Origin of the sequence: Streptomyces griseochromogenes (genome assembly GCF_001542625.1) — a bacterium.
GTDB classification, from domain to species: Bacteria; Actinomycetota; Actinomycetes; order Streptomycetales; family Streptomycetaceae; genus Streptomyces; species Streptomyces griseochromogenes.
On sequence record NZ_CP016279.1, the window covers coordinates 10,371,126 to 10,386,778 of the forward strand.

The 15,653-nt window shown below is 71.9% G+C and carries 17 protein-coding genes; 7 read left to right on the plus strand and 10 right to left on the minus strand.

Annotated elements, in window-relative coordinates:
- Positions 1–197 precede the first annotated feature (197 nt).
- A complete protein-coding gene (locus AVL59_RS52900; RefSeq protein ID WP_159400222.1) occupies positions 198–617 on the minus strand; it encodes a hypothetical protein in 420 nt (139 codons plus the stop codon).
- A 51-nt stretch (positions 618–668) separates the two neighbouring features.
- Here AVL59_RS52900 and AVL59_RS52905 point away from each other — a divergent pair, with 51 nt between their 5' ends.
- Both AVL59_RS52905 and AVL59_RS45335 read left to right on the plus strand, forming a co-directional pair.
- Positions 669–848: a hypothetical protein gene (locus tag AVL59_RS52905; protein ID WP_159400223.1), complete on the plus strand. Its 180-nt coding sequence runs from the start codon at positions 669–671 to the stop codon at positions 846–848.
- Between the two features lie 31 nt (positions 849–879).
- A complete protein-coding gene (locus tag AVL59_RS45335) occupies positions 880–1,572 on the plus strand; it encodes a DUF2637 domain-containing protein (protein WP_067316121.1) in 693 nt (230 codons plus the stop codon).
- 48 nt (positions 1,573–1,620) lie between these two features.
- On the opposite strand, the gene AVL59_RS45340 is transcribed toward AVL59_RS45335, so the two are convergent.
- Complete coding sequence (locus tag AVL59_RS45340) at positions 1,621–2,070, minus strand: DUF2000 domain-containing protein (RefSeq protein ID WP_067316122.1); 450 nt, start codon at positions 2,068–2,070, stop codon at positions 1,621–1,623.
- Positions 2,071–2,119: 49 nt separating this feature from the next.
- On the opposite strand from AVL59_RS45340, the gene AVL59_RS45345 reads away from it, so the two are divergent.
- A complete protein-coding gene (locus tag AVL59_RS45345) occupies positions 2,120–2,929 on the plus strand; it encodes an AraC family transcriptional regulator (protein ID WP_067316124.1) in 810 nt (269 codons plus the stop codon).
- Here the strand turns inward: AVL59_RS45345 and AVL59_RS45350 are convergent.
- The 3 genes from AVL59_RS45350 to mshA all read right to left on the minus strand — a co-directional run bounded on the left by AVL59_RS45350 (position 2,899) and on the right by mshA (position 6,509).
- Complete coding sequence (locus AVL59_RS45350; protein WP_208870557.1) at positions 2,899–4,542, minus strand: glycosyl hydrolase family 28-related protein; 1,644 nt, start codon at positions 4,540–4,542, stop codon at positions 2,899–2,901. The two genes, AVL59_RS45345 and AVL59_RS45350, sit on opposite strands and share 31 nt — an antisense overlap.
- 112 nt (positions 4,543–4,654) lie before the next feature.
- Positions 4,655–5,179, minus strand: coding sequence for a type III secretion system chaperone family protein (locus tag AVL59_RS45355; protein ID WP_067316126.1), 525 nt, complete (start codon positions 5,177–5,179; stop codon positions 4,655–4,657).
- On the minus strand, positions 5,172–6,509 hold the full coding sequence (mshA, locus tag AVL59_RS45360; protein ID WP_067318536.1) for a D-inositol-3-phosphate glycosyltransferase: 1,338 nt from the start codon (positions 6,507–6,509) through the stop codon (positions 5,172–5,174). Before mshA ends, AVL59_RS45355 begins: the two co-directional genes overlap by 8 nt.
- A 182-nt stretch (positions 6,510–6,691) precedes the next feature.
- Between mshA and AVL59_RS45365 the strand changes: the two genes are divergently transcribed.
- From AVL59_RS45365 to AVL59_RS45375, 3 genes are all read left to right on the plus strand, one after another.
- Positions 6,692–7,543 carry a class I SAM-dependent methyltransferase gene (locus AVL59_RS45365; RefSeq protein WP_372450410.1) on the plus strand — a complete coding sequence of 284 codons (852 nt, stop codon included), beginning with the start codon at positions 6,692–6,694 and terminating at the stop codon, positions 7,541–7,543.
- A gap of 260 nt (positions 7,544–7,803) precedes the next feature.
- Positions 7,804–8,889 carry a C40 family peptidase gene (locus AVL59_RS45370; RefSeq protein WP_067316128.1) on the plus strand — a complete coding sequence of 362 codons (1,086 nt, stop codon included), beginning with the start codon at positions 7,804–7,806 and terminating at the stop codon, positions 8,887–8,889.
- A gap of 399 nt (positions 8,890–9,288) precedes the next feature.
- Complete coding sequence (locus AVL59_RS45375) at positions 9,289–10,587, plus strand: PP2C family protein-serine/threonine phosphatase (RefSeq protein ID WP_067316130.1); 1,299 nt, start codon at positions 9,289–9,291, stop codon at positions 10,585–10,587.
- Between the two features lie 60 nt (positions 10,588–10,647).
- Here AVL59_RS45375 and AVL59_RS45380 read toward each other — a convergent pair whose 3' ends face one another.
- From AVL59_RS45380 to AVL59_RS55805, 4 genes are all read right to left on the minus strand, one after another.
- The gene (locus tag AVL59_RS45380) at positions 10,648–10,995 is read right to left on the minus strand and encodes a DUF2516 family protein (RefSeq protein ID WP_067318540.1); all 348 of its coding nucleotides are present in this window, start codon (positions 10,993–10,995) and stop codon (positions 10,648–10,650) included.
- 106 nt (positions 10,996–11,101) lie between these two features.
- On the minus strand, positions 11,102–11,695 hold the full coding sequence (locus AVL59_RS45385; RefSeq protein ID WP_067316132.1) for a hypothetical protein: 594 nt from the start codon (positions 11,693–11,695) through the stop codon (positions 11,102–11,104).
- An 86-nt stretch (positions 11,696–11,781) separates the two neighbouring features.
- Positions 11,782–12,273, minus strand: a complete 492-nt coding sequence (locus AVL59_RS45390; protein ID WP_067316134.1) for a helix-turn-helix domain-containing protein — start codon at positions 12,271–12,273, stop codon at positions 11,782–11,784.
- Between the two features lie 174 nt (positions 12,274–12,447).
- Positions 12,448–12,579, minus strand: coding sequence for a hypothetical protein (locus AVL59_RS55805; RefSeq protein WP_257785116.1), 132 nt, complete (start codon positions 12,577–12,579; stop codon positions 12,448–12,450).
- Positions 12,580–12,735: 156 nt separating this feature from the next.
- Between AVL59_RS55805 and AVL59_RS45395 the strand changes: the two genes are divergently transcribed.
- Positions 12,736–13,584, plus strand: coding sequence for a nitroreductase family deazaflavin-dependent oxidoreductase (locus AVL59_RS45395; protein WP_067316135.1), 849 nt, complete (start codon positions 12,736–12,738; stop codon positions 13,582–13,584).
- Here AVL59_RS45395 and AVL59_RS45400 read toward each other — a convergent pair.
- Positions 13,581–15,620: a HelD family protein gene (locus AVL59_RS45400; RefSeq protein WP_067316137.1), complete on the minus strand. Its 2,040-nt coding sequence runs from the start codon at positions 15,618–15,620 to the stop codon at positions 13,581–13,583. The two genes, AVL59_RS45395 and AVL59_RS45400, sit on opposite strands and share 4 nt — an antisense overlap.
- Positions 15,621–15,653 lie beyond the last annotated feature (33 nt).

Consider the following 15,653-nt stretch of genomic DNA (forward strand, 5'->3'; position numbering starts at 1 on the left):
CAACCGGCGCGCACGCCGGCTCCGGCTCGGCGGCTGTCCGCCTCGGGACCGGAGTCCGTGCCTCGGGAGGCGGCCCGAGGGGAGCGGCACCGCTCCGGCGCTTGTGTGGTCAGTGATCGATTCCGGAGTGAGGATCCCTCGGCCCCGCACCGAGAGCATCACGGCGCGGGGCAGGGAATGGAGGCATGGCCCGGTCGTCAGCGGCCGATGGCCTTGTCGAAAACGGAACCCGATTGGCCGAAAACAGACCCGGACTGGCCGCCGCCAGGCGCGCTGTGGCCGTCAGGCGTGGCCTGAGGGCTGCTCCCGAATTCAGCTCCGAAATTACCCATACCCATGTCGTCGTTGTCGTCGGCCAGGGCGTGGCCCGCGCCTCCGAGCAGAACGGTCCCGGCGAACGCGACGGCGGCCAGCACGGTACGTGCACGCATGCGCATCTCCTTTTCAGTCGGTGTGTACTCGCCCAGAGGTATGCCGCCGGCCCACTTGCGAGAAGCACCGACATGCATATAAGCACCCGAATAGGCCACGGCGGCGTGAGCGGAGTGCGCGGTGCCGAGTGCGCGCCGCCGCACAACGCGCGCCCTCGGGACCGACCATTTGATTTCGATATTCATGGAATGTTCCCCCGAATGCCCGACACCCCGGCGTCCGGTCCGCTTCGTTAGGTGACCGTGACGCGACTGGACTGGCACGCAGCAGAAGATCATCCGACGACCGCACTTCACTGGGACGGAGATGCGGGCCTCAAGTCATGCTCCGACCTGCTCCACGATTTCCTGAATAAAATCAACAGAATGGAAACCGAATATCGGCGGGCGATGGCCGATTTGTACGGAGCCTCCTGAGGGAGAGCGCGGAGGATCCGGAGGATTATCGATGGACAGGATTTACGACGAGACCGGTCTGTACGACACCACCGGTCTCTACGACCCGGTCTGGAACGTCCCCGAACCGGACATCGCGCCGCCGAGCGACTGGGACCCGGTCGAGGAGCTGGCCCAGATACTGTCCACGACGTCCAGTGTGAGCCCCGCGCCCACCCCGCCGGACATTCACTCGGACACTCACTCGGACACTCCCTCCCGCCACCGCAGCAGCCGCCGGCGACTCCGTCAGGAATCCCATCTGCACGACAGCGGCCGGCGCGCCACGCACGTCACGCTGCTGATCACCATGGTCTCGCTGTGCGCGGTGTGCATGCTGGGATGGTCCGTCTCCTATTCCTATGGGCAACTGCGCGGGATCGCCTCGACCGTGCTGCCCGTGAGATTGGCGCAATGCTGGCCGCTGACGGTGTACGGGCCGTGGTTCGTGGCCGCTCTCTCGGTTCTGCGGGCCACCGTCCAGCGGCGCAGTGCGCGACGTTCCTGGTGCGTTGTGGTGACCGCCTCCGCGATGGCCGTGGCGTTGTGCGTCAGTAACGCCTCGCACGCCGTGCTTTCGTCGGTGATCTACGGAATTCCACCGGTCACCGCTCTGGTGTGCTTCGGGGAACTCGTCGGCCAGATCTCGGCCAAGAGCCGGCCCCGGCACGCCACGCATACCGAGCGCCCGATTTCCAAGCCGTGAAAGCCGTGAGGGCGTGAAAGCCGCGGAGAAGCGACGGCTTTCATGGCCTCACGGATGCATCCGCGCCCCCTTCAGCACCTTGCCCACCCCGTTCCGCGGCCCGTACACCGCCAGCCCGACCAAGTCCAGACCGGCCGTGGTCACCGCCCGCACCGCGGCGCGGTTGTCGCGGTCGTTGCCCGTCGCGAAGAGGTCGGAAGTGAACACCGCGCACGGCAGGGCCCGCGTCAGTGCCCGGCCGTGCGCCGCCGTCAGGATCTCCTTCGTGCCCTCGAAGACCAGCACCGGCTGGCGGAACATCGGGAGGTAGGAGACGCCGTCCGCGTCCTCGTAGGGGGCGCCGATCACCTCGGGGACCTGGCTGCCCAGGCCGCTGACCAGGAACGCCGTCACGTTCAGGCGCTGCCAGGGCTCCAGGTCCTCGCGCAGCAGCACGGCGATCTTGGTGTCGAAACGGATCGGCTCGGCCGGGGTGTCAGGGCGCTGTTCGGTGTTCATGGAGTGAGACTGCCGGTCGTCGTACGCCGTCGTCTTGTACGTTTTTTGCGTGGCCGCCGCAGTCCAGCCCGAGGTCTCCGCCTGGCGCCCGCGCATCCCGGGTGTCGTGGAGGTCTTCCACGCCCACTTCACCGAGTACGCCTACCCGATGCACGTCCACGACGCCTGGACGCTGCTCATCGTCGACGACGGGGCCGTACGGTACGACCTGGACCGGCACGAGCACGGGACCCCGCACGACACCGTCTCGCTGCTGCCGCCGCACATCCCGCACAACGGCTCCCCCGCCACCCCGCACGGCTTCCGCAAGCGGGTGCTGTACCTCGACGGCAGTCATCTCGGGGACGAGCTGATCGGTCCCGCCGTCGACGGGCCCGACCTCCGGGACCCCGTACTGCGGCAGCGGGTCGGGCAGGTGCACGCCGCGCTCGGGCGGCCCGGTGACGAGCTGGAGGCGGAGAGCAGGCTGGTCCTCGTCGGGGAGCGGCTCAGGGACCATCTGCGGCGCCGGGAGAGCGGCACCGGCCGCCCCGACCCCGCCCTCGCCCGTTCCCTGCGCGAACTGCTCGACGCGCAGGTCACCGAGGGGCTCGCGCTCGCCGACGCCGCGCGGCTGCTGCACGCCCATCCCGCCCATCTGGTCAGGGCGTTCAGCGCGGCGTACGGCATCGCGCCGCACCAGTACCTGACCTCCCGCCGGGTCGGCCGGGCCCGCCGGCTGCTGCTGGACGGGCTGGCGCCGGGCGAGGTGGCGGCGGCGACCGGGTTCTGCGACCAGGCCCATCTCACCCGGCACTTCAAGAAGCTGGTGGGGGTGACTCCCGGGCGCTACCGGAACAGTGCGCGCTGGGCGTCGTAGAGGTTGCGCGGGCGTACGGCGTCCGTGGCGCCGTACAGCTCCAGGCGGGAGTGCAGATCGCCGGTGAAGTCGGGGACGTCGGTCTGGTCGAACTCCCGGACCTCGTTCAGGCCCACCGTCGCCGACCAGGGCGCCAGGCCGTCGATCTTCATCAGGCCCGCGCGGCCGTTGGTGACCCTGATGTTCCAGTGGGTGAAGCGGGCGCCGAACAGGGGGCCCGCGCTTGCGTCTCCGCCGTGGCGGCCGTCGTTGTTCACCGTGATGTCGGTGCGCACGTCGGCGAAGGGCAGGCCGCGGTGCGAGTCGAAGGTGCCCGTCCGCATGTCGCCGCGGGACCAGACGTTGTGGGAGGACAGGCCCTCCACGTTGATGCCGTGGAGCTGGGTGTTCGGCGGCGCGGGGACCGTGCGCTCCTCGATCGTGAAGTCCTCGACCAGGTTGTCGTGGGAGCCCTCGCGGCAGAAGTAGGGGTGGTGGGAGCCCCGCCCGGCGACGCGGGTGCGGCGCAGGGTGCAGGCGGAGGCGGCGACCAGGCCGAAGCCGTTGTCGACGTGACGGACCGTGACGTCGTCCACCCAGCAGTCGTAGGCGCATTGGAGGACGACACCGTTGTAGCCCTTGTCGAGCAGGTGCGGGGACTGCGGGGTCTGAACCGCCTCCAGGGTGAGGCCCTCCACGCCCGAGCCCGTCAGTTCCTGGACGTGCGTGGTCAGCCGGGGGTCCCACTCCGGGCGCGCATCGAGCGGGAGCGGGCGTTCGAGGGTGACGCGGCGGCCGTGGACGCGGGTGACGCGGACGGGCCATTCGTAGGGGACGTAGGAGGTCAGCTTCGTCTTGTCGTCCCAGGAGTAGGCCGCGGGGCCGGGGCCGCCGCCCGCCATGTGCTGGAGGAGGGTGTGGGCCCTGTCGTCGTCCAGGCGCAGCAGGATCAGCTGTCCCGGCTTCAGCGCGGCCGCGTCGGCGACCGTGACCGTCCATGAGCCCTGGCGGGCCGGCTCGACGGTCGTGAGGGTCGTCCACTCGTCCCGCTTGTTGCCGGTCCAGCCCTCGAAGGGCCAGGACCTGGCGCGGATCGCCGCCACCAGGGAGTCCAGGCGGGCCCTCGGAGCGAGCCAGATCAGACCGCCGGCCCAGGACCAGGACGACTTGTCGCCGCCGTAGCGGGAGCCGTAGACGCCGATCAGCTCGGTGAGGTTCTTCGTGGCGTACAGGGTCGTACGGCCGCTGCCGGCGCCCCGCAGGACGACGTTCGAGTCGCCGACGCGGATCAGGTCGTCGATGAGGAAGGTGCCGGGCGGGATGGTGACCGTGCCACCGCCGGCCCTTCCGGCGGCGGCGATGGCACGGTTGATCGCGGGGGCGCAGTCCGTGGCGCCGTCGGGCACGGCGCCGAAGTCGGTGACGTCGGCGACGACCCGGCCGCGGCCCGTGGTGCGGCAGCCCGCCCGGCCGACGTAGGGGATCTGCGGGTGGGTGAACGGGGTGCGGGTGAACTCCCGCCACAGGGACGGCACTCGCGTTGTCGCCGCTGCCGCCGGACCGGTCGCCGCGCCCAGGGCCACGGCGGTGGCGCCGGCGAGGAGTGTCCGTCTGCTGATGCGCCCGTGGTTCATGTCCAGCCGCCCCTTCATATTCATGGATATGAACGACGTTCAGGAATGCGTTGGCGGCGAGCATGCCACCACCCCGGGGCGGAGGGAAGGGGTCGTACGAGCAGACGTCCGGTCAGTCGGCCGGTCGTTCAGCCGGGCGGTCAGCCGGACGCTCGATCAGATGCTTGAACGCATCCAGGTTCCGCGTCGGCTCCCCCCGGGACACCCGCCACGCGTACTCCCGGCGGATCGCGGAGGCGAAACCCAGCTCCAGCAGGGTGTTGAAGGCGCCGTCGGCCGCCTCCAGGACCTGGCCGAGGAGCCGGTCGATCTCCTCGGCGGTGACGGCGGCGAGGGGCAGACGGGCGGTGACGTAGATGTCGCCGAGGCGGTCGACGGCGTAACTCACGCCGTACAGCTTGAGATTGCGCTCCAGCAGCCAGCGGTGGACGCCCGCCTCGTTCTCGTCGGGGTGGCGGATGACGAAGGCGTTGAGGGAGAGGGTGTGGCGGCCCACGAGGAGGCTGACGGTCGTGGAGAGCTTGCGGGTGCCGGGGAGTCTGACGACGTAGTTGCCGGGCTCCGGGCTCTCCCACTCCAGTTCGGCGTCCTTCAGGACACCCTCGACGACCTGCGCGCCCTTGTCCACGTCACCCATGCTGGGAGCGTACGCGACGGCGGTGCGCCTGGGTCGCGGCCGTGTACGCGTCGGCGGTGGCGGCCGCCGACGCGTCCCAGCCGAAGGACCGCGCGTGCCGGGCGGCGGCCGCGCCCATGCTCGCCGGCAGGGACGGCTCGTCGGCGAACCGGCGCAGCACGCGCGCGTAGTCCGCCGGATCGTGGCCCTCCACGAGGAAACCGGTGACGCCGTCGCGCACGGCCACCGGCAGGCCGCCGACCGCCGCGGCGAGCACCGGCGTCCCGGCCGCCTGCGCCTCTATGGCGACCAGGCCGAAGGACTCGCTGTAGGAGGGCATGACGAGGACGGACGCGGCCCGGAACCAGTCGGCGAGCTGCTCCTGGCCGACCGGCGGGCGGAACCGTACGACGTCGGCGACGCCGAGCCGGGCGGCCAGCTTCTGCAGGCCCTCGGGCTTGGCGAGGCCGCTGCCGCTCGGGCCGCCGACGACGGGAACGACGATCCGGGAGCGCAGCTCGGGACGCTCGTCCAGCAGGACGGCCACGGCCCTGAGCAGGATGTCCGGGGCCTTCAGGGGCTGTATGCGGCCCGCGAAGAGCGGGATCAGGGCGTCCTGCGGGAGGCCGAGGCGGTGGCGGGCGGCGGCGCGGCCGTCGGCGGGGCGGAAACGGTCGAGGTTCACGCCGGGATGGACCACGGCGACCTTGGCCGGGTCGGCCCGGTAGTGCCGGACGAGTTCGCCGGCCTCTTCGGCGGTGTTGGCGATGAGCCGGTCGGCGGCGGCGACGATCTGGGTCTCGCCGATGACGCGGGCGGCGGGCTCGGGGGTGTCACCGTCGGCCAGGTTGGCGTTCTTGACCTTGGCCATGGTGTGCATGGCGTGCACGAGCGGGACGCCCCAGCGCTGGGCGGCGAGCCAGCCGACGTGGCCGGAGAGCCAGTAGTGGGAGTGGACGAGGTCGTAGTAGCCGGGGCGGTGGCCGGCCCAGGCCTGCATCACGCCGTGGGTGAAGGCGCACAGCTGGGCCGGGAGGTCCTCCTTGGCGAGACCCTCGTAGGGGCCCGCGTCGACGTGCCGGACCAGGACGCCGGGGGCGAGCTGGACCGTGGGCGCGAGGCCGCCCGCCGTGGCCCGGGTGAAGATCTCGACCTCGATGTTGATCGCGGCCAGACGCTGGGCCAGCTCCACGATGTAGACGTTCATGCCGCCGGCGTCCCCGGTACCGGGCTGGTGGAGCGGCGAGGTGTGCACGGAGAGCATGGCGACGCGGCGGGGCCTGCGGTGCAGCCTGAGCCGCGAGGGAGCCACCGGAGAGCGTCGCCCGAGCCTGCTGACGTACTGGCTCACGTGGCGTTCCTCCTTGCTGCGGGCAAGCCGACCGGAGGACCGTCCACGCCCTCCGAGCAGGTCCAACAGCGAGCGGGTGGCCTCCATTTCCCCCGTAAGCGGTTTTACCAAATCATGACCATGTATCGCTCAACCGTTCGACACCGAACGTGTGTATCCGGCCCCCGCATACCCTCGTAGGCATGACAGCCCGCGCGACGCCCCTCCCCCATTCTCGGCCTCGCTCGACCGGGGGGACCCCCGTCGTGGGAACGGTGACGCGCGGGACGACCAACCCCAATCGACTGCGGCGCATGGACCGCTGGATCGCGGCCGTGCACGGCGCCGAGCTGCGGCGCGCCGAGGATCCGGTGGCGGTCGACCTCGGCTACGGGGCGGCGCCCTGGACCGCCGTCGAACTGCTCGGCCGGCTGCGCACGGTCGCCCCGCGCGCGCGGGTGGTCGGCATCGAGATCGAGCCGGAGCGGGTCGCGGGGGCGAGGCCGTACGAGCGGGAAGGGCTGACCTTCCGGCACGGCGGCTTCGAGATGCCCGTGACCGGGAGCCCGGTGCTCGTGCGGGCCGCCAATGTGCTGCGGCAGTACGACGAGGACGAGGTCGCCGCCGTGTGGCAGCGGTTGTGCGCGCGGCTCGCCCCGGCCACGGGCGCCTCGCGCGGGGGGCTGCTGGTCGAGGGGACGTGCGACGAGATCGGGCGGCGGCACGTGTGGGTGGCGCTCGGCCCGGAGGGACCGCGGACGGTGACCTTCGCGACCCGTCTCGGCTCCCTGGAACGCCCCTCGGACCTCGCCGAACGGCTGCCGAAGGCGCTGATCCACCGCAATGTCCCCGGCGAGCCGGTGCACGCCTTCCTGCGCGACTTCGACCGCGCCTGGGCCGCCGCCGCGCCCTACGCCTCCTACGGCGCCCGTCAGCGCTGGATCCGCGCGGTGCGGGACCTGCGGGCCGACTGGCCGGTGACGGACTCCCCGGCGCGCTGGCGGCAGGGGGAAGTGACCGTGGCGTGGGGGGCGTTGGCACCGGGCGTCCGCTGAGCGGCCGGCCGACGGGAACGGTACGCGCCCGTCGTACGTCACATGGGCGAGGTGATCGCCGCGGGCGGCGGGGGTAGGGACAAGCGCGCACGGAGGACGGCTGGAAGGGCGAGGGAAGCGCACGGAAAGGGCGGGGGCGGCGCGCCGTGGGGACAGGGCGAAAATCCGACTTCCGACGACCTCTGTCGCTTTGCGCCCGTCCGTGGCACGATCCCTCAGGCGACCGTAAGTTACTGACGGTAAATCAGTTTGGGGGACGTATGGGTACGGGCAAGCGTGGCCTGCTCGCGGCTGCCGTGACCGTCGTGTGCGCGGTGACCGTGCTGGCCGCGCCCGGCGCGGCGTTCGCCGCCCCGAAGCCCACGCCGAGCACGAGCGCGACGCCGGACCCGTCCGCGACTCCCCCGCCCGGCAAGGACCTTGAGAAGGTCCGCGAGAAGCTCGACAAGCTGTACCACGACGCGGCCGTGGCCACCGACGCCTACAACGCGGCGGAGGAGGCGGCGAAACAGCAGTCGGCCCGGATCGTCGAGCTGGCGAAGAAGATCGTCGAGGGCCAGAAGAAGCTGGACGGGCTCAAGGACCAGGCGGGCGCGGCGGCCCGGGCGCAGTACCGCGACGGCGGACTGCCGCCCACGGCCCAGTTCCTGCTCAGCGACGACCCGCAGCAGTTCATCGACGGCGCCGGGACGGTGCTCAACGGCCAGCGGGCGACCAGCAAGCTGATCACCGAAATGACCCGCACCCAGAAGGACTTGCAGGACTACGCCGACGACGCCTCCACCCAGTGGCAGAAGCTGGAGGCGGGCCGCAAGGCCAAGGCGGCCGCCAAGAAGAAGATCACGCAGCAGATCACCGAGGCGGAGCAGCTCGAATCCCGGCTGGAGAAGAAGGAGAAGGAGCGGCTCGCCGAACTGGAGCAGGAGGCCGCCCACAAGGCGCAGACCGCCTGGCTGGACACGGGCATCCTCAAGGAGATCAACGGCAAGGCCTCCGAGCAGGGCAAGAAGGCGGTCGAGTTCGCCACGGCCCAGCTGGGCAAGCCGTATGTGTGGGGCGCCGAGGGGCCCCGGTCCTACGACTGCTCGGGCCTGACCTCCCAGGCCTGGGACGCGGCCGGACACCCCATCCCGCGCACCTCGCAGGAGCAGTGGAAGCAGCTCAAGCACGTCGACATCGAGGACATGCGCCCCGGCGACCTCATCATCTACTTCGACGACGCCAGCCATGTCGCGATGTACGTGGGCGACGGCGCGATCATCCACGCCCCGCGACCGGGTCGGACGGTCACGGTCGCGGGCGCGGGCTCGATGCCGATCCTGGGGGTTGTACGGCCGGACGCGTGAGGCCGTCGTACGGCCGAACGCATGAGGCTGTCGTACGGCCGAACGCATGAGGCTGTCGTACGGCCGAACGCATGAGGCGTCATACGGCCGGACGCGTGAGCCAGGTCATGTGACGCCCCGCACCACCGGCTCCGCGCGCCGCCGAAGCCCCCGCCGTGTGACCCACCGCACGCCCAACCCCCGGCCCAAACCGGGGCGGTACGTGAGCTTCGTCATCCCCGATCCCGCGGCGGCCTGTCCAACTGCGGTATAGAACGCGGCATATGACAGGGGCCTGCACCGGAGCGACGCGGCTCACACCATTCCATCGGGGCGGGCACTACCGCTATGGTCCCGGTCGGTGGGTCGAGGTCCCTCGCCCCCACCATGCCCTCGGGGGGAGGGAAGGAACCCAAGACGATGCCCGTACCCGTACCGCGGCAGAGAGCTATCCCGGCCGTGGAAGGTGGTCAGGCGCAGGCCGCTGTCCAAGGCGGCCCCCTCAAGGAAGAGGCTCACCGCAAAGCCACGGCCACCGGCGCGAACAGCGCCGCTCTCACCCTGCTGCTGATCGAGGACGATCCGGCCGGTTCGCCGATCGTGCCCGAACTGCTGGACTCCTCCGGCAAGCCGATCCGCGTGCGCACCGCCCGCAACCTCACCGAGGCCGAGCGGCTGCTCACCGACGACGTCCACTGCATCCTGCTGGACCTCGCGCTCCCGGCGCCCGGCGGCAGCGGGGACGACGACGAGCTGGCCGTGCTCAAGCACGTGCTGGAGCTCGCGCCCCGGCACGCCGTGCTCGCGCTGACCGCCTCCGGCGACGCCGAGCGTGCGGCCGAGGCCGTGCGCGTGGGCGCCCAGGACTACCTGTTCCGGGACGAACTGGACGGCCGGCTGCTCAGCCGCGCCATCCGCTACGCGGTGGAGCGGAAGCGTTCCGACACCGCCGAGCGGCGGCTGGCCGAGGGCCGGCTGCGCGCCCAGGAGAACCGCCGCCTCGAGCGCGGGCTGCTGCCCACGCCGCTGCTGGAGGGCTCCTCGCTGCGCTTCGCCGCCCGCTACCGCCCCGGCCGCTCCCGGGCCCTGCTCGGCGGCGACTTCTACGACGCCGTCCGCACCCCGGACGGCACCGTGCACGCCATGATCGGCGACGTCTGCGGCCACGGCCCGGACGAGGCCGCGCTCGGCGTGGAGCTGCGCATCGCCTGGCGGGCGCTGACGCTGGCCGGGCTGTGCGGGGACGAACTGCTGAGCACGCTCCAGGAGGTGCTGGAGCACGAGCGCGCGGACGAGGAGATCTTCGCGACGCTGTGCACGGTGGACATAGCCCCCGACGGCCGCCGGGCGGGCCTGTGCCTGGCCGGCCACCCGTCCCCGCTGGTCGCCCGCCCGGGCCGCACCGCCAGGCTGCTGCCGTACGACAAGAACGGCCCCGCCCTCGGCCTGCTCCCCGGTGCCCGCTGGCCGCGGATGCAGGTGGAGCTGGGGTCCGAGTGGAGCCTGATGCTCTACACCGACGGCCTGATCGAGGGCCGGGTCGGCACGGAAGGGGACCGTCTGGGCCAGGACGGCATGGTGGACATGATCCGCCGCCAGCTCTCCGAAGGGCTGCGGGGTGAGGATCTGCTGCGGGCCGCGGTGAGTGAGGTGCGCAACCTCAACGGGGGCGAGCTGACCGACGACGTGGCGGTGGTTCTGCTGGACCGGACGTCCTGAGCCGGGGCTCGCCACACGCCCGCACCCGGCGATCGACGAGCAACCCCACGGCGGGAGCCGCTAGCGGCCGCCGTTCCACGGCCCGTAGGGGCCGTCGCTGCTGCTTCCGCCGCGGCGGCGGCCGAAGCCGCTGCCGCCGCCGACCTGCTTGAGCGCGGGGCGCACGTCCACGATGTAGACGATGCTCGCGACCACGCCGGCGATCGGCAGGATGGACAGGAGCGAGAACAGATAGCTGACGATCAGCGCGATGCCGAGGATGATCAGCCAGAAGACCTTGTTCTGCTTGTCGGCCGCGCGGAAGGCGTCCTCGCGCCGGAACGCGGCGTCGAAGAGCCCGAAGGCGGCCAGGGCCATCATGACGATCTTCAAGATCCCCATGAACCCCGCGAAGCCCAACATCAGCATGCTGTCCACCGCCCGCTCTCTCCCGGTCCGTACGCCGCCACGGTACCCGTAGAACGGGCCGGCCACCCCAAAGGTGCCCGGCCCGTATCCGCCTGGTCCGCCGTGCTCACTTGGCCGGCGGGGTCGTCTTCTTCGCGCCGGTCGCCTTGCGAGGCGCCGGGGCCTTCTTCGCCACGGGCTTCTTGTCCGCGGGCTCGGCCTTGGCCTCGGCCGGCTTCGGCTGCTCCTTGGCCTCGGCCGGCTCGGGCTTGCCCTCGACGGCGATGGCCAGCTCCTCGATCTCCTCGGCGGTCTCGCCGCGCCAGGACTTCACGGCCTGCTCGCCGTGCTCGGCGACCTTCTCGTAGGTCTCACGGGCCTTGACGGCGTACTCGGCGGCGACGCCGACACCGCGCAGCGCGAGGTCCTGGGCGTTCTCGCCGAACTTCTTCAGGTCGACGTCGAGGGTGCCGATGAACTCGTTGACCTTGGTCTGGAGGGTCGCCTGAGCCTCCTTGGCCCGGGCGGCGGCCTTCTCCTGCACGGCCTTCGGGTCGGTGTGGCGCACGGCCTCGATCCGGGCCGGGGCCTCGGCGCGCAGCTGCTCGACCAGAGCCGGCACCTTCTTGGCCTGCTGCAGGGCGAGGTCGGCGGTGCCGGCGGCGAAGTAGAGCGGGGTCGGGTCGCTGAGGGTCTTGCGCAGGTCGTCGGTGATGGCCATGGTGATGGTCCTCCCGGATTCGCGTTCGGCTGAGGTTGGTGTGGTCCGCGGTGTCGGCGGCCGGGGCTGAATGGTCCAGATCCGGCTTATCCGGCCGTCCGCCGCGGACCGGCATCACTGCCGCCGGCCGTGCGGGTGCCGCGTACGACGGTGTCGCTCGGGACATCGGTGTCGTCGGGCGCTTCCTCCGCGGCCCCTTCACCGAGGTCCTCCACCGCTTCGCCGACCCCGAATCCGTTCTCTTTGCGGAAGGACTCGTAGATCTGGAGCAGCACCTGCTTCTGCCGCTCGTTGAGCGTGGGATCGGCGAGGATGACCGCTCTGGTCTCCACCTCGTCCCGGTCCCGTTCGGCGTCGAGGATGCCGGCGCGGACGTACAGCGTCTCGGCGGAGATGCGCAGCGCCTTGGCGACCTGCTGGAGCACCTCCGCGCTGGGCTTGCGCAGCCCGCGCTCGATCTGGCTCAGGTACGGATTGGACACCCCGGCGGCATCGGCGAGCTGCCGCAGCGAGAGCTGGGCGTTGCGCCGCTGCTCGCGCAGGTACTCACCGAGATTGCCGACGTTGAGCGATGCCATGTCTCCACCTTGCACCATCGCCGCTAACTATTGCAAGCACATGCTTGCAATAGTGCGCCACGCCACGCGAGGGATTCACCCGCTCGCCGCAGGCCCCGCCGTCCGTCGCGGGTCATGGCGTCGGTGACGGCGCCGTGGATCGCCGCGTGCAGCATGAGGTTGTCGGCGGGCAGCTCACGGTGAAGGCGGGACCGGCGACAGACGGTGCCGTAGCGGCCGGATGCCGATGTCCATGACCTGCTCACGGCCGAGCAGATCGGCGAGGGTGGGGGTGGGGATCTCCTGGAACCCGGTGGCGTCAGCCATGAGGGGGACGGTAGCGTCACGGCATGACTGCCGGGTCGGCCATGGGCCGTGAGCGAGTTGGGTGCCCGGCCTCTGAGTGAGGTCCGCGCGGGCGAGGAGCCCGCCGCTTTCTCTGCGCACTGAAGCAAGCGACCAGCCGCAGAGAGAGAAGACAGAGTGCCCAACGCGTTCAATCAGAAGATCATCGACGAGTTCCGCGCCCACCACGGCCGTATGAGCGGCTACTTCGAAGGCGCCCGCCTCATCCTGCTCACCACCACCGGCGCTCGCACCGGCACCCCGCACACCACCCCGGTCGGATATCTGCCCGACGGCGGCGACCGGATCCTGGTCATCGCCTCGGCCGGCGGCTCGCCCCGCCACCCCGACTGGTACCGCAACCTCCTCGTCCGCCCCGAAGCGACCGTCGAGAGCGGCGTGTTCACCTACCGGGCCCGCGCCGAGGTGCTGGCCGGCGAGGAGCGCGAGCGGGCCTTCGCACGGGCGGTGGAGACCGACCCGGGCTGGCAGGCGTACCAGGAGAAGGCGGGCGGCCGGGTGATACCCGTCGTCGCGCTGTACGAGATCGCGCAGGGCGGGCCGCCCGACATCGCCGCGGACTCGCCCGGCGAGGCGATCCGGCTCGTCCACGACGTGTTCCGGCGCGAACTCGACCTGATCCGCAAGGAGATGGCCGCGGGCGACGGCTCCACCCTCGGCGCCCAGCTCCGTGTCAACTGCCTCACCCTCTGCCAGGGACTCCACAACCACCACACCGGCGAGGACACCGTCCTGTTCCCCTTCCTCGCCGACCGGCATCCGCGTCTCGCGCCCACCCTGGAGCGGCTGCGCGAGGAGCACGTCCGTATCGCCGATCTCGTGGCGGAGCTGCGCCGCGCGGTGTCCGGCGCGCACCCCGACCCGGCCGCCGCCCGCGCCGAGGTGGACCGGCTCACGGCCGAACTGGAGGCCCATCTGACCTACGAGGAGGAGCAGTTGGTGCCCCTGCTGGACCGAGGCCGCTAGAACGGCAGCGGCCGCCCGTGGACGACGTCCAGCCGGGAGACGGCGCGCGTCAGCACCACGTACAGCCGGTGCGCGCCCCGCTCCTCCGCCTCGGCGACGGCGGCCGGTTCCACGGCGACGACGTGGTCGTACTCCAGGCCCTTGGCCAGACTCGCCGGCACCACGGCCACCCGGGCGCCCAGGTCCTCGGGTCCGGCCGTCCGGATGCCGGCCGCGGTGAGCGCGTCCCGCACCCGGGCCACGTCCGCGTCCGCGGCGACCACACCGACCGATCCCTCGCGTTCCAGCGCGTCCCGTACGGCCGTCACGGTCGTGCCGGGCACGTCGTCGGTCGGCCGGATGCTCAGTTCGCCGTCCGGGCGCAGGGACCGGGCGGCGGGCACGGCCACGTCCAGCCGTGCCAGCAGCCGGTTGGCCAGCTCGACCACCGCGGCGGGCACCCGGAACCCGATGGTCAGCGGCACCACGGCCGCGTCCGGCTTGCCGAGGTGGCGCAGCTGGACGTCCCAGTCGCGGGCGGCCCACGGGGTGGTGCCCTGGGCGAGGTCGCCGAGCACGGTCAGCGAGCCGAAGGCGGCTCGGCGGGCGATCGCCCGGCACTCCATCGGCGAGAGGTCCTGCGCCTCGTCCACGACGATGTGGCCGTACCCCTCGGGGTGTTCGATCAGCCCCGACAGCTCGTCCAGGAGCACGAGGTCGGCGGCCGACCAGCGGGCGGACTTGTACGAGCGCGGCGGGCGCGGCCACCGCAGCGCGGCCTGCTCACCGGCGTCCAGCAGTCCGTCGGCGACCCGCGCCAGCGCCTCGCCGTCGCCGAGGAGTTCGGCGAGGACCTCCTCGGGCCGGACCTTCGGCCACACCACGTCGAGCCGGGCGGTGAGCGGCCGCATCCGCTCGACCTGGCGCAGCCAGGCGTTCGGCGGCGGCCCCGACCGCCGCTCCACCTGCTCCTGCAGCAGTCGCACCACCCGGGCACGGACCCGCTCGCGCCCGATCGCGTACGGCGGCTCCTGAGCACGCACCTCGTCGACGATGCCGGCCAGCTGCCCGGCGGTGACCCGCAGCCAGTAGGAGCCGTCCCGTACGGCGAGGTCGGTCACCCCCTCGGCGCTCACGCGCGCGTACAGCGCCCGGCGCAGCACCTCGGCCATGCGGGCGTCGTGCTTGACGGTGGCCGCGGGGACGGGGTCGGTACCGGTGGCCGGGTGGCGGGCGATCTCGTCCAGGAGGGTGGACTGGCGGACCCCGGTCTCGCCGAGGGAGGGCAGCACCTCGGCGATATAGGTGAGGAAGGTGCGGTTGGGGCCGAGGATCAGCAGGCCGGAGCGCTGGATGCGCTTGGGGTGGGTGTAGAGCAGATAGGCGGCGCGGTGCAGGCCGACGGCCGTCTTTCCGGTGCCCGGGGCGCCCTGGACGCACACGGAGACGGTGAGGTCGCCGCGCACGAGGTCGTCCTGCTCGGGCTGGATGGTGGCGGCGATGTCCCGCATCGGTCCGACGCGGGGCCGCTCGATCTCCCGCGCCACGATGTCGCTCGCGCACGACTCGCCCCGGCCCAGGCGCTCGTCCTCGAACCCGGTGAGGTCGGCGGACTCGCCCCGGCTGCCGGGCGCCCAGCCGAAGCGCCGGCGGACCTCGACGCCCTGCGGCTCGCGCGCGCTCGCCTGGTAGAAGGCACGGGAGACGGGGGCCCGCCAGTCGACGACGAGCGGCGGGGCGGCCGGGTGCTCGGTGATCCGGAGCCGGCCGACGTGGTAGTTCTGCCCGCCGTGCCCGGGGTCCGCGTCGGCGAAGTCCAGACGGCCGAAGAACAGCGGTCCCTCGGGCAGTTCGCGCAGCGCTTTGGCCTGGCTGCGCAGCCGGTGGCCGAGGACCTCGGCGTCGGCGCCGGAGGCGGAGACGTCCTCGCCGATGACGACCTGTTCGGCGGCGCCGTCGACCATGGCGGCGAGGGCGGCGCGGCAGGTGTCGTGATGGGCGCGTTCGCCGTGGAGGGTGGCCTGGATGTCCTCGGGGGCGGGGTGGAGTGACGTCATGACCCCACCGTACCCAGAAAACGTAACCAGGTT